Consider the following 13,709-nt stretch of genomic DNA (forward strand, 5'->3'; position numbering starts at 1 on the left):
GCTCAGGTTCCCTTCTGCAATGTCGCGCCGCACGTTGTGGTGTCACCGATGAACGCCACCGGTACGCCGCCGTGCGTGCGCCCGCCCGTCGCGACAATTGCAAAGTCGCCACCGCACTTCGGGCAGCGCACAAGGTGGCCGTCGAGCGCGACGGGTATGCCCTGGTGTGTGAGGTTGGGCGCGGCCTGAATGACTTCGCCGCCGTGGTCTGTGGTATCGCCCAGGCGCGCGACATCGCGCCCCGTTGTTGCGTCTCTCATCGGCTCCGGCCTCCAAAGGACAAGGAATGGCGGCAACTTGCGTTGTCGGCAGACGCTTATCCTTTACGAGCTATTTTTCGCCTGGAACACGAAAAATCCGAAAATCGGCCGAACTAAAACTCAGGGCGCGTAAATGCCCGTGAAATGTCTCCCTCCTCTGACATTCCACAAAATGATCGTCATCGCACAGCCGAGGCGCATCCGGTGTCAGCTCAACCGCCTCGAATCGGTGCCGGAGGGCGCACAGCGGCTCGCGCAATGGCTGCTGGAGTCGGTGAAGGCGCGTTGGTCGCGCGAAGAACCTCAGAAACTCCAGAACAGGAAATGATGTCGCGGCCGTGGCCTGCTCTGGCGCGCTACCTTGCGCGGCGGCGCAAGCTGCGCGTGCGAATCGACCACCTGCGCACGTAGCGCCATGTCGTAGAACGCCCCCACCATCGGCAACGCGCTATGCGCGCCTTCACCCCAATAATCGTTGCGCAGCGTCACGCGCGCGTCGTCGAATCCCACCCATGCTCCCGCAACCAGTTCGGGATGGATCAGGATGAACCAGCTATCCGTATTGTCCTGGGTGGTGCCGGTCTTGCCGGCCACGTCCGCGCGAATGCCGAAGTGGCTCCGAATATCGGTACCGGTGCCTCGGTCCACGACATCGCGCATCACATCCACGAGCTTCAGTGCCGCGCTGGCGGGCAGCGCCCGCTCCGGCCGCGCTGCCGGGAAATCGGCGAGCACGTTGCCCTCGCGGTCCTCGATGCGCGTCACCATGCGCGGCTCGATATACGCGCCACGATTTTCGATCGTGCAGTACGCCGACACCATTTCCTTGAGCGTGACCGGGCTCGTGCCCAGCGCAAGCGACGGCACCGCATCGAGCGGGCTTTCGCGCACGCCCATCGCGCGCGCCAACGCCACGACCTTCGCAGGGCCTTCGCGCTGCATGAGCTGCGCCGTTACGCGGTTGCGCGACAAAGCCAGCGCGTCGCGCAGCGACATCGGCCGGCCGGTGGGCGGCTCGGCGTCGGTCGGCCGCCACACCGCATTGCCCTTCGACGCAATGGTCACATTGCGATCGACGATCGTGTCGCCCGGCTGCGCGCCATCGGCAAACGCCGCGCCGTAGACAAACGGCTTGAACGTCGAGCCCGGTTGACGCCGCGCCTGCTGCACGTGATCGAACGGCTCGTCGCGGAAGTCGCGGCTCCCGACCCACGCCTTGATGTCGCCGTTGCGCGGGTCAATCGCTAGAAACCCGGCCTGAATCTGCGTCTTGCTGTGGCACAACGCATCGACGAACGGGCCGTCCATCGCGAGCTTTCTGATCGCCGCCGGATCGGAGAGCCCCGCGTCGCGCGCACTGCGGTATTCCGGGGTCTGCCTGATGAACGACTGGAACAGGCCATTGCCCGGCCAGCATCCCGTGCGCGTATTCCAGGCGGCGTTGGCGATCGATTGCAACTGGCTCGTCTGCCAGGCAAGCGCCTGGTTGGCCATGTCCTGAAGCCGTGAATCGATGGTTGTCCGCACAACTAGCCCATCGGAGTAAATATCGTAGCCGTTGCGGTCGGCCCAGCCGATCAGCCAGCGGCGCAATTGCGCCGCGAAATGCGGCGCGGCGCCCGTGGGTTCAGACTGGATTTCGAAGTTCACACCAAGCGGCTGACGCTTGAGCCATGCGCAGTCGGACGGCTTGAGCTTGCCGAACTTCACCATCTGCCCGAGCACCGTATTGCGCCGCTCCAGCGCGCGCTCGGGATTGAGCACCGGGTTATAGGCGCTATTGGCCTTCAGCATGCCAACCAGTGTTGCGCTTTCCAGAATATTGAGCTGTGCGGCAGACTTGCCGAAGTACGTGCGTGCGGCCATTTCCACGCCATAGGCGTTGTAGAGAAATGGCACGGTGTTCAGGTACGTCTCGAGAATCTGGTCCTTGCTGTAGACGGATTCGATCTTGAGCGCGGTAATGGCTTCCTTGAGCTTGCGCGTCAAGGTGGGCGCGCGGCCCACTTCATCGGGGTACAGATTGCGCGCGAGCTGCTGCGTGATGGTCGAGCCACCCTGCCGCGTGCCGGAGAACGTATGCAGCGCCGCAGGCGCCACACGCAGGATGTCAATGCCGTGATGCTGATAGAAACGGCGGTCCTCGGTCGCGATCAGCGCCTGCACCACGTATGGCGAGATTTGCGCGAGCGTCACCCATTCGCGATTGACGGGCTTGAACTCGGCGAGGCGATCGCCATCGGCGGACACGATCAGTGCGGGACGATCGACGCGGGCCTTGCGAATATCGCCGATGTTCGGCGTGAGCGGGATGAGCGCGAGCACATACGCGAGCAGCAGCAAAGGCACGGCGGCGAGCGCCAGCACAACGCCACGGCGCGTCGGGTGGCGCAGGCCGTGCAACGCGGCCGCAAACACGCCGCGAGCTTTTACGCCGGCGCGAGCGGCAAGCGACTGACCACGCTTGAGCCATCGCGCGCAGAGGTCACGAAAAAACGATCCAGGCGGGGGATTCACGGTGACTGAATGAAGAACTGCGCGAAGATCGGCGCGATAAACGAAAGGCGGGATCGTACCAAAGCGAAAACGGGGCACTGACGCTAAAACAGCAGTTTGCGAGGGCCGCTAACAGATGATTACATTTGTTTCCATTCCGGTTTCAATGGCGCAACGCCGGTTGCGCGCGGAATATTCGACACCTCGTTTCGTTTACGCAGCACGCGAGGCGCGCGAGGTCATGCAGGCTCGATGCCGGCGCGATTCGCTCTGGCGGCCGACACCACGCGTGCATGAAGGAGGTGTCAAATAGAAACCTCGCGTTTGTTGTCTGCATTCGATTCATACATGGGGTTCGGCGGGCGCATGAAAGGTGCGCGCATCGCGTTTCGTGCGGCGCGCGGTATGTGCTGGGCTAACGTGAACGGACGAGGCTCGCTGCTCGTTACCAATCCGCAAGGACGGCTGGTCATGGATTGAGCGAACGCACTGCAAGCTTGCCTGCTCCAGCGCCCGATGCTGGAGCAGGCAAGCTTGCCCGGCGACGGCGTTCACTTGCCGACATCGATGCGGCCGTAGAGTCCGTCGGCTTCGTCGTTGAGTCCGGCCGCGAAAAACAGCGTGTTGGCGGGTTGACTGTCGAGGCCATTGCCGAATGCCATGCCCCACAGCCCCGGCTCGACGATCGGCGTACCTTCATGCTGCTCCAGGGACCCGAGCATGACTCCAGTGGTCGGGTCGAACGCATGAATCATGCCGTCACCAAAGTTGCCGATCAAAACGGCATGACTGAAGCGGCCGAAATCCCCGGGCGACAATGCCATGCCCCACGGCGCATTCAGCACCCCACCGGTAGCGAAGCGCTGAATGAATTGCCCCGACGGGCTGAACACGTCGATCAAGCCCATGCCCGCGCCCGCAACGTCGTCGTGCGCGGCTGCATCCTGCTTCGCGTACGAAACGAACAGCTTCGAATCGATCACCTGGATGCCAAATGGCGCGAATCCAGCCGGTAATGTGGGATCCTGAAATGTGCCGGCCAGCGTGACCTTCGTGAAGGTCCGGTCGAACACGTCGATCCTGTTGTTGTGAAAGTCGGTGGCGTACAAGAAGTTCGCGCCGTTATTGCTGGCCATGGCGAGCCCCTTGTAGACTGCGCTGCCGCCGCTGTCGAACACCGTGATAGCCGATGTCGGGTTCACCGTGGGCGACCACGCCGTCATGGTCCCGCCCTCGCCCACGAAGATAAACGCCGCAGGGCCCGATTTTGCCCCTTGGGTCACCACGAAGTCCGTCGTTCCATTGAACACGATGCCCGTTGGATCGGCGTCGCCGCTCTTGCCAGCGGGAATCGTGACCACGAGAGACTGCGGCACGCCATTGCCGTCGTAGAGTGTCGCGCGCTGGGTACCGTTATCGGCGACCCAGGCAAAGCCCTTGGGATTGAAGGCGACGCCCCACGGATTTTTCAGGTTGGCGTCTACGTGCGCCGCCGCGACGGCGCCATCGGAAACCAGTGCGCTAACCTGATACTGCATCGATTGCATGCTGTGGGATGAACCTCCACACGCTGCAACGCTCGCCAGCACCACAGCCGCCAACAGCGCGCCGAGCGGCACATCAGCCTGTTTCATGATTGCACTCCTGACACGAAATCATTGAGATTCGCCGGGAGATTCACGGCGTCACGACAAGCGCCGTATGCATCCCCATTGCATAGTGCCCTGGCTTGTTGCAAATCAGCGCGTAATGGCCAGGCGCAAGCGTGAGCGACGCGCGCTTGCTCTTGCCCGGCGCGATATCCTCGACTTCCCCGATCTTTTTCAGCTTGTGCTCCAGCACCTGCCCCATACCGACGGGCAGCGCATCGTCCGGGAGATTCGTCTTGAGCACGACGAGTTCGTGCGCCATGGTGTTGCTGGCGTCATTCCTGATATCGAGCGTGAGGCGCCCTGCCTTCACGCTGTGCGTTTCGAGCTGGATCGAATCCGATAGCAGGGTTGCGTTGACGGTTTGCTGGGCCCAACTCGCGTGCGGTGTCATGCCGGACGCGACCACGATGGCGATGATGGCAATTCTGTGAGTGGCATGCACGGCCGCCTCCCTTGCGTCGAGACCTCGCGCTTGCCGGACATCGCGCCATTGCCATGCGCGCTTCACATTTCGCAGGCGCGCGAATACCCCTGCCTGCGCGATGGCATGACTGCGTTGAGCGGCACACGATACGTGGTGTAAACGTGTGCCGTTGGCGGCATATTCCGGCGCCGTTCAGGATCTATCCGGGCCTCTGGAATCATTGCCCATCGCGCTCGTCGCTCGCATCCGCAACATTTGCTTGCATAACTCACAAGTGTTGCGTAATCCGCGCCGTTCATTGCGCCGTTGAGGATGCAGGCGGCACACGAGCGTGCCGCCACCCCTTGCACCCCATGCTCAACGGAGCTTGCACATGAACACGATCCCGGGTCCTGATACGTCGCCGCGCGCCCGCATTCATCCTCTCGTCGCGGGGGCAGCCGTCGCTGTGATTCTCGCGAGCGCCACCGGCATCGCCGCCATGACGGGATGGCTGCCCACCACGCATGCGAGCACGGCACCCGTTGCCGCGCCCGCCGTTGCCGCGCAAGCCGGCACCGCGGCGTCGGGCGGCGTGCAGACGATCACCCATCAGCCCGTTAATCAGCCGGCCATCGCGCAAGAGCCCGTGCGGCGCGAGCCCGTTCATCATTACCACGCCGCCCCGGCCGCGCCTCACTATGCAAATGCCAACGCCTACCCGGTGAGAAGCGAACCCAGAAGCGAACCCAGAAGCGAGGCCGTGGATCCGAACTCAGGCTCGGTCGTTGCCATCAATGCGATTCAGGCGCCCGAGCCCACTACGGGAATCGGCGCGGTGGGCGGGGCCGTCGCGGGCGGGCTGCTAGGCAACCAGATCGGCGGGGGACGCGGCCGCACGATTGCCACCATCGCGGGCGCGATTGGCGGCGGGCTCGCAGGCAACGGCATCGAACACGAGGTGCGCAAGGCCACCACGTACCAGGTTCAGGTGCGCATGGCCGATGGCAGCTACCGGAACTTCACCTACTCGACGCCGCCTCAGTTCGCGATCGGCGAGCGCGTTCATGTCGATGGTGGTGCGTTGAATGCGGCATGAGCATTTCTGGCGGTCGAGCGCGCCGACCGCCCTCGCTCACGACACCGACCGAACCTGATTGATCTCGACCGTAATGTGTGAAAGACCTTTGAAACGCTTTAGCGCCGCACGATAAAAACCCGGACTGCGCTGCGCATCACCGGTAGCCACCGATATCACCGCGCTCATGTGCCCCGGACCCACGCGCCAGACGTGAAGATCGAGCACGGCGTCGCCATGCTTCTCCACGACGCCGCGAACGTTTTCAGCCAGGCGCCGGTCCGCGTTCATGTCGAGCAGAATGGCTCCCGTATCGCGCATCAAGCCCCATGACCAGTTCGCAATCACGAGTGCGCCAATCACGCCCGCAAGCGGATCCATCCAGACCCAGCCGAAAGTGCGGGCCAGCAGCAGGCCGACGATCGCCAGCACCGAAACCGCAGCATCCGCAATGACGTGAATGTAGGCCGAGCGAATGTTGTGATCGCGATGCAACGCGGCGTGGGCCTCGTCGTGCCCGTGCTCGTGTTCTTCGAACTCGATCCGGTGCTCGCCATCGGGCAGACCGACAACGGCCACGAATGCATGCGGCTCGGGAATGTCGTCCACCGATTCCAGATAAGCGCCACGGTCCGCGAATGCAAAGGTCTGGCGCACGCCGTCGCGGCGAATCGTCGTGACCGAAACCGCATCGGCAGTCAGCTTCGCAGCCGAGGCTTCCAGCGTAATCCGGAATACAGGCGGCACGCCGTCTTCGAAGATCGACACGGCGAATGCCCCTGCGCCACCGACGATGCGATGCCCCTCTTCTTCATGATCGTGTCCATCGTCGTGACCGTGGCCATGGCTATGACCATGGCCGTGACCGTGGCTATGGCCATGATGATCGCCGCTCAGCAGCCAGACGCTCGCCAGATTGACCAGCAACCCCAGCACCGCAATAGGAATCGCCTGGCCGAACTGAATCGGCACGGGCGCGAGAAAACGCGAAATGGCTTCGTATCCAATTAGCAGCGCGATCATGGCGAGCACGATGGCGCTGGTAAAGCCCGCGAGGTCGCCCAGCTTGCCGGTGCCGAACACGAAACGGTCATCGCTCGCGTGCCTGCGTGCATAGGTGTACGCCAGCGCTGCAATCAGCATCGCACCCGCATGCGTCGACATATGCAGGCCATCGGCAACGAGCGCCAGCGAGCCGAACATGCTGCCGCCGACGATCTCCGCCACCATCATCGCGCTGCATAGCGCGATCACCATCCAGGTTCTGCGCTCGTTGTCCTTGTGAGCGGCGCCCAGAAAGATATGGTCGTGCCCCGCCCCGAATGCGGCGTCTTCAAAATTGCTCATGGTTGTCTCACTTGAAGTAGCTGTGTACCACTTCGATTAGCTGCTCCTTACCGCTGCCGTGTTCGTCATCGGGCTCCGCGTCGACCAGGTGAGTGCGGATATGGTCCTCCAGCACCACGGCGAGAAGCCCGTTCATCGCGCCCCGGCTGCTCGTGATCAGTTGCAGCACGTCCATGCACCCGCGCTCTTCCTCCAGCGCGCGCTCGATGGCCTCCATCTGCCCCTTGATGCGGCGCACCCGATTAAGGAGTTTCTGCTTCTCGCGGATCGTATGGCTCATGCCTTTGCTCCAGTTATGCGACGTGTGCATATTAGCAAAATAGTATGGGGGGGTATACTAATCTTCGTTCGCAAGCGGCGGGCTGCCGCGTTCAATGGCGCGCCTTTCGCAATCCAGGCGGGGGACGACATCACCGCGAAACGCGGCGCAATGGAACGGGCGGAGTCAGCGTGCGCGGCGGCGGCCATGGCACAGGGTCTGTTCACATTGGAAACAGACCTAGCGATCGTGCCTCCCAAGACGTGGCGCGAAGCGGCACATCACCACGGGGACGACCGCAAGAGCCGCGCCGCCCCAAAATGTGGCCGTAGCGCCGTGCCGGTCCCACAGCCATCCGGCAATGACACTCGCGAGCAGCAAGCAGACACCACTCACGAGATTGAACACGCCGAAAGCGCTGCCGCGCAGCGCCGGCGGCGCCGTTTCCGCGACCATCGCGGCGAGAATGCCTTGCGTGAATCCCATGTGCAGCCCCCATAGGGCAACCCCGATGAGCACCGTGACAATCGACGCGCTCATACCGAGGATCAGATCCGCCGCAATCAAGAGCACGAGCCCGCAGGCCAGCAGAACCCGCCGGTCGATGCGATCCGATAGCGCTCCCACGGGGTACGCTGAAAGCGAATAGGTCAGGCTCATGATGACCATCACACCGGGAATCCATGCGATATTCAACCCTGTCTGCTGCGCGCGCAGCACCAGGAACGCTTCGCTGAAGCGCGGCAGCGTGAAAGCGGCGCCGAGTGCTACCACGAACCAGTAGCGTCCGGAAAACGCTTGCAGTGCGCGCCAGTGCAATGGAGACCGGAACGCATGGGCGGCGCCCTCGCCCGCCGGCTCCTCGATGCCGAATGCGATCAATCCCACCGAGACAAACGCCGGCAATACGGCAAACCAGAGAACCGTGCGAATGTGATCGGAGAACCAGAACATCAGGACAATGGCGGCAAGCGGCCCGGCAAACGCGCCGACCGTGTCCATCGACTGCCTTAACCCAAAACAGGCGCCGCGAATCTCCGGCGGTGCGATATCGGCAATGAGCGCGTCACGCGGCGCGCCGCGAATGCCTTTACCCACGCGGTCGATGATCCGCGCGGTCGCGACCATCAATGGCGTGCTGGCGAGCGGGAAAAGCGGCTTGGACAACGCGGCCATCCCGTAGCCAAGCAACAGCAGCGCCTTGCGTTTGCCCAGCCAGTCGCTTATCGGCCCCGAAAAGATCTTGACGATCATCGCGCTCGCCTCGGCGGCCCCTTCGAGCACGCCTAGCGCGCTGACGCTCATGCCCATCGTGGTGACGAGAAATATCGGCAGCAGCGCATGAATCAGTTCGGAGGAAAGATCCATGAAAAGGCTGACAAACCCGAGCATCCGGATTGCACGCGGAATGGCAATGCGTGGGGCACGGGTGGCATCAGGCAGCATCGTTCGTTTTCCGGAAAATCAAAAACCCCCGACCCGCGGTGCGCCGAGTTGCCGAAGTATCGACAGATGAACGTTCAAATCGACCTTCACGAGATGATCGATGGATATCTCTCCACCCACGATCAGAGCGGGCTCGAAGCCATACATCTCCTCCGGTCCCAGCGGCCCCAAACGCTTGAGCGCGCGCTTGAACAAATTGTCCCGGTCGCAGCCTGCTCGCGAAAGCGTTGCGAAGAAAATACGCAATGCCCGATCGGGGTTCTCAACCCTTTTTTCGACTCTGCCCGGCAGGAAAACCAGCATGTGCAGCGGACATGAAAGAGTGATCGTGGGTCCCGTGACCTCGCCCCACAGAAAAAGATCGCCAAATGCAGTTCTCGCAATGACGTGGTATTTGTCGATGCCTGCAACCGGCGTATTGCGCAGCCACATATCGACGATGCCCTCGTATGCTTGCGGGTCGACGATCCAGACCAGACCGTCTCCATACGAGGACCACCCTTCTTCGCGCCAGATCTCCAGCAAACGGTCGGGCAGTACGCCCCGGTACCGGCTCAATGCGGACTCGGGAACCTGCTGGCGAGTCTTCCCGCGGCCGAACGTCTGGATAAATGCGTCAAATAGCTCGTCTGTCATGTCGTTACAACCCTATCATTTTTTTCCCAGGCCACGGCATAGTTTCAGTTTAATGTTCATGAGATAGCCGCCCCTCCCGATATCAATTGCGGTCTGCGCCCACTGTTCAAGGGCATCCGCGCGACCGTCGCTGTTCCAGCCCGATCCAATCGACGAGTTCACGGGGGAGTCACCCATGCCTACCGGCTCGTAGTGGTGCCACCCTCCGGCGACCATGTCGGGATTATGTAGCGCCGCAAGCGTGTCCATGATTTCTCTGGTGCGTGCCTTTGCTTGCTTCAAGGCTTGTGCTTCGGTGAGGCTCGGGTTTTTCTTCATTATGTCTTCAAGAAGGCTGGCCTGAATCGGAGCTTCGTATAACTTCCGGTAGGCCCGTTGCGCTGCTTTGCCTTTAGGATTTCTTCCGCTTGGCTTCTTTTTGCCGGCTGCCTTCTGCGCCTGGAATGTTGCTTCGAATGCATCGCGCGCGGCCTTGAATTCATCCGCCGTCATGCCGTTGATTCCGCGCTCCTGGCCGCTTAATTGCTTCGCATAGTTTTCCAGGTACTTGCGCTGGGCGCTTTCGGACAAGCCTTTGTAAGCATCTTTGTCGAATGGATGGAAACACGGAATTTTCGGCCATTCCACGTCCACGGGCTCGTTCGATCTCGGGTCCACGACCGGCTTGATGTCCGCCGGATACTCTCCCGGGTGCCCCACATACTCATGATCAGGTCCCTTTCCATCGCAATCGTTCGGATGATCCGCGTTGACACAACGCAGCCCCAGCACGTCGACCTGAACCAGAGGATTCGCCACATACGCGTAGAGATTGATTCCGCCCGACTGCCCGGCCGGGTCGGACTGCAAGTACCGTCCCAGCCCCGGATGATAGGAGCGGAACCGGTTGTCGTGCAGCGACGTGTCCCGGTCGTAATAGTGTCCGGGCCATCGCAGCGCGTAGTCGATGGAATTTCCCGCCGCAACCCGGCTCATCCCGTAGGGATCGATATCCGCCGCAAGCCATGCCGTTTGCCCATCGCAATCGACGATCCGCTCCGGCAATCCCGCCTGATTGCACAGCACGAAATAGGCACTGCCGGATTTCGGATCGGCGTCCAGGCCGGCATAGTCGATGAACATGAACGGCAGCAGCGCGGTTTCGTTCACGTATAGATAAAGGCGAACCCGCCCGTCCGGTCCCACTTCCGCGCCTGGCCGGTCGCCGTCCCAATAGTATTGCGTACACGCGTCGCCCATTCTCGTGGCGGTGCGCCGGCTCAAGCCGTCATACTCGGCGGTCCACAGCTCCGGTCGATCGCTCCATTCGACCTGCACCAGCAAGTCCAGACTGTTATAGCGCCAGGTGGTGCGGCGGCCATCCGCTGCAATCTCGTGCGCGAGGTGATTGCGCTCGTTATAGTGAAACACCGCGGACGACGTATCCGAAAGCCGGTTGCCTTCGGCATGGCGCATCGACGAGCCGTCTGGAGCCAGTAGCAAATTGCCTGCGGCGTCATATTGATAGCGGCGTACTGGCCATCCTTCGCGCGTCTCTCCAATCAGGCGATGAGCCGCGTCGTATTGATACTCGGTTGTCCCCGCTTCGGTATCGATCACGCGTTGCAGTTCGCCCGCCGCGCTGTACTGATAGCGCACGCCCCGCGCCCCGCGCGCCGCCGCGCCCGGACCATCGCGCCATACGAGCCGCCCCGTGCAGCGGCCCGCAGCATCGAAGCTGCACAACAGGTTCAAGCCGTTTCCAAGACTCAAATAGATCCGGCCGTCGTTCGAGCGCAGAAGCCGGTGCCTGCCGCCCTCCGGCGTGCGGATCAGCGTTTCGCCGAGAGCAACCAGGTCGTAGCGAACCACGAAGCGATCAAACCACGTCGTACTAGCCAACCTGTCTTCGAAGTACTCATGATCGACGCCTGATCCATCGCGCTTGTCCGCGGTGCGCCGTCCGTCTTCGTCGTAATCGATCAAGATATCGAACTTGTCGGTCGATGCCTTCGTGAAATTTCCACGGGCGTCGTATTCGTAAAAGTGCGTCTCGCCACTCGCGAGCATTCGCTTGCTATGCAGGCCCTGCTCGCCGACTTCGAATTGAAGCAGCAGATTGCCTTGCCCGTCGTGCTTCTCGATTAGCCGGTCGCCGGCGTCGTACTGATACGTCTCACGCAGCCGACCGTGTCTCGCTACACTGGCGACCCTGCCTTTCAGGTCGTAGGTGTATGCGCTCTCATTGCCATTCGCGTCGATGATGGCGGCAATCCCCGCTTTGGCCGTATACCGGTATCGGACGGTATGGCCCATCGGGTCCGTCTCGCTCTCGCGCAAGTTCCACGACGCAATGGTGTAGTGGTAGTCGCGCCCATCCTTGTCGCGCAGCCGCACCAGATTGCCCGCAGCGTCACGGTGGAGGTGTTCGGCGTTCCCAAGCTCGTCCGTGCGCTCGACCACGCGACCTACTGCGTCATGCTGATCTTTCGGTATGCCAAGGGAGCGGGCCGGCGCGGCAACGGCAACCGCGAGCGCCTCGATTTCCGGCGGCAACAGCATCCGGTCCGGCATGTCCTCGGGATTGTCCTGCCCCCACTGCTGCCCCAACGGCGTCACCGGTACTTCAAGCGCTCTCGCATTGGGCAGCGCGGGCGCATCTTGTCGCGTCGGCCATCGGTTCGCCCACTGATCCAGACGCCCCGTGTTGGCCCCTCGCCTGTCATAGAGCCAGCTCATGACGCGCCCGCCCGAATCGACCTCGCAAGCGACTCGCCCATCGTCGCCCAGCACACGCTCGGTTACGCCCCCGTACGGATCCAGAATGCGCGTCACCGTTTGTGCCGCGTTGTACAGGAACGTCCATTTCCCGCCGTCGGCCCGCGTGACGATGGTGCGGCCCGGCTGATAATCGAGCAGGACGCGCCACAACCCATCCTGCCCCGCACTCTCGACGCAACGCCCACGATCGTCGTAGCGGTAGGAAAACGCATAACCATTCGCGTCCGTTTCCCGGATCATCCGGCGCCCGCTGTCGTAGTCGTGCGTCATCGTTGCGCCAGGCGCATTGGTGGATGCCACGAGGCATCCGGAGCGATCGTAGCGATACCGGGCAATGCATGACACGGCGCCCTGGGCGTCGATCATGTTCACCTCGGTGACATGGTTGTGCGCGTCATAAACGAAGTCGATCAATCTGCGTTGCCCGCCGCGCTGCGCTGCCAGCTCGATTTGACGCAATGCCCCATCGCTCGCATAGCGAAGCGTGCTCTCGACTCCCTCGTTGACATGACGCACGAGCCGCGCCGAACGTTGCGATTCGTCCGCGCGTTCGAACGTGAATTCGCCCGATGCGCCATGCCGCATCACGAAGCGGTTCGCGCTCTGCTGCTCCAGTTCGCAGCCAGCGAACACGCCCGCGTAGCGCCCCATGTCGTCGCGGCGAATCGGATATTGCCGATAAAGACTATCCACGTACACCGCACGCGTGCGCCGCAGGCGCAGCTCATGCTGGAAGACGTGACGAAAGCCGTAGCCGAGGGCGCCGTCCTGATCGCTCCAGGCGCTGCAGTAATAGCGCTCCCATTTGAACGTGGGTGCGACGCGCGTGCTGTAGTCGACGAACTCGTTTTCCGCCGCGCCCGTGACGACATCGACCGGGTGACCATCCTTGCACGGTTCTTCGTGCGTTCTCTTCGGCCCTTCGCCTTCGTCCCTCGGCTTGGTTTTCTTGCGCAGCCCCCATCCCAGCATCAGCATCGCCAGCGCGTCGGGCATTGGAAAGCCGCCGATCAGCACGCTCCCGTCGCCGAGGAGCAGCGTGCCCATTCCCGGCTCCACGCCAGGGTCCTTGCCCATCAGATTGCTCAACGCCATCGCCATGGCATCCGCCGCCGTCTGGGCCGCGGTCACCGCAGCGTCCACCGTGCGGCCGCCGATTGCCTGGTCCGCCGCCGTCGCCCCGCCTGCCACTACGGGCGCCGCCGTTCCGGCAATGTTCATTGCGCGCCTGAACCCGCTCGCCTTCCCCGCCTCCTCGGCAACATGCCCCTTGCCGCTCATCCCGAGCGGATTGCAGTGGCGCGTGAGATCGATCGCCATGCGTGCCGCGCGCGCGCCGCCAATGAAGGTGTTGCTCGAACCGGTGCTGATC

General features: G+C 62.5%; 10 protein-coding genes. 1 reads left to right on the forward strand and 9 read right to left on the reverse strand.

Features of this window, described 5'->3' with window-relative positions; translation table 11 throughout:
- Window positions 1–2: 2 nt before the first annotated feature.
- The 4 genes from P5W98_RS26840 to P5W98_RS26855 all read right to left on the reverse strand — a co-directional run bounded on the left by P5W98_RS26840 (window position 3) and on the right by P5W98_RS26855 (window position 4,850).
- Window positions 3–260 carry a PAAR domain-containing protein gene (locus tag P5W98_RS26840; protein WP_421027765.1) on the reverse strand — a complete coding sequence of 86 codons (258 nt, stop codon included), beginning with the start codon at window positions 258–260 and terminating at the stop codon, window positions 3–5.
- Window positions 261–563: 303 nt separating this feature from the next.
- Window positions 564–2,777, reverse strand: coding sequence for a penicillin-binding protein 1A (locus P5W98_RS26845; RefSeq protein ID WP_421027766.1), 2,214 nt, complete (start codon window positions 2,775–2,777; stop codon window positions 564–566).
- Window positions 2,778–3,307: 530 nt separating this feature from the next.
- On the reverse strand, window positions 3,308–4,390 hold the full coding sequence (locus P5W98_RS26850) for a TIGR03118 family protein (RefSeq protein ID WP_421027767.1): 1,083 nt from the start codon (window positions 4,388–4,390) through the stop codon (window positions 3,308–3,310).
- 43 nt (window positions 4,391–4,433) lie between these two features.
- Window positions 4,434–4,850 carry a cupredoxin domain-containing protein gene (locus P5W98_RS26855; RefSeq protein WP_421027768.1) on the reverse strand — a complete coding sequence of 139 codons (417 nt, stop codon included), beginning with the start codon at window positions 4,848–4,850 and terminating at the stop codon, window positions 4,434–4,436.
- A gap of 355 nt (window positions 4,851–5,205) precedes the next feature.
- Here P5W98_RS26855 and P5W98_RS26860 point away from each other — a divergent pair, with 355 nt between their 5' ends.
- On the forward strand, window positions 5,206–5,910 hold the full coding sequence (locus tag P5W98_RS26860) for a glycine zipper 2TM domain-containing protein (protein ID WP_421027769.1): 705 nt from the start codon (window positions 5,206–5,208) through the stop codon (window positions 5,908–5,910).
- 36 nt (window positions 5,911–5,946) lie between these two features.
- On the opposite strand, the gene dmeF is transcribed toward P5W98_RS26860, so the two are convergent.
- The 5 genes from dmeF to P5W98_RS26885 form a co-directional block, all read right to left on the reverse strand.
- Window positions 5,947–7,236, reverse strand: coding sequence for a CDF family Co(II)/Ni(II) efflux transporter DmeF (dmeF, locus tag P5W98_RS26865; protein WP_421027770.1), 1,290 nt, complete (start codon window positions 7,234–7,236; stop codon window positions 5,947–5,949).
- A 7-nt stretch (window positions 7,237–7,243) separates the two neighbouring features.
- Complete coding sequence (locus tag P5W98_RS26870) at window positions 7,244–7,516, reverse strand: metal/formaldehyde-sensitive transcriptional repressor (protein ID WP_421027771.1); 273 nt, start codon at window positions 7,514–7,516, stop codon at window positions 7,244–7,246.
- Between the two features lie 219 nt (window positions 7,517–7,735).
- The gene (locus P5W98_RS26875) at window positions 7,736–8,941 is read right to left on the reverse strand and encodes an MFS transporter (protein ID WP_421027772.1); all 1,206 of its coding nucleotides are present in this window, start codon (window positions 8,939–8,941) and stop codon (window positions 7,736–7,738) included.
- A gap of 18 nt (window positions 8,942–8,959) precedes the next feature.
- Window positions 8,960–9,577 carry a GAD-like domain-containing protein gene (locus P5W98_RS26880; protein ID WP_421027773.1) on the reverse strand — a complete coding sequence of 206 codons (618 nt, stop codon included), beginning with the start codon at window positions 9,575–9,577 and terminating at the stop codon, window positions 8,960–8,962.
- Window positions 9,578–9,592: 15 nt separating this feature from the next.
- Window positions 9,593–13,657 (reverse strand): polymorphic toxin type 15 domain-containing protein, encoded by a 4,065-nt coding sequence (locus P5W98_RS26885; RefSeq protein WP_421028037.1) that lies wholly within the window; start codon window positions 13,655–13,657, stop codon window positions 9,593–9,595.
- Between the last annotated feature and the right edge of the window lie 52 nt (window positions 13,658–13,709).

This window comes from Paraburkholderia sp. A1BS-2L, assembly GCF_051125205.1.
Taxonomy (GTDB): domain Bacteria; phylum Pseudomonadota; class Gammaproteobacteria; order Burkholderiales; family Burkholderiaceae; genus Paraburkholderia.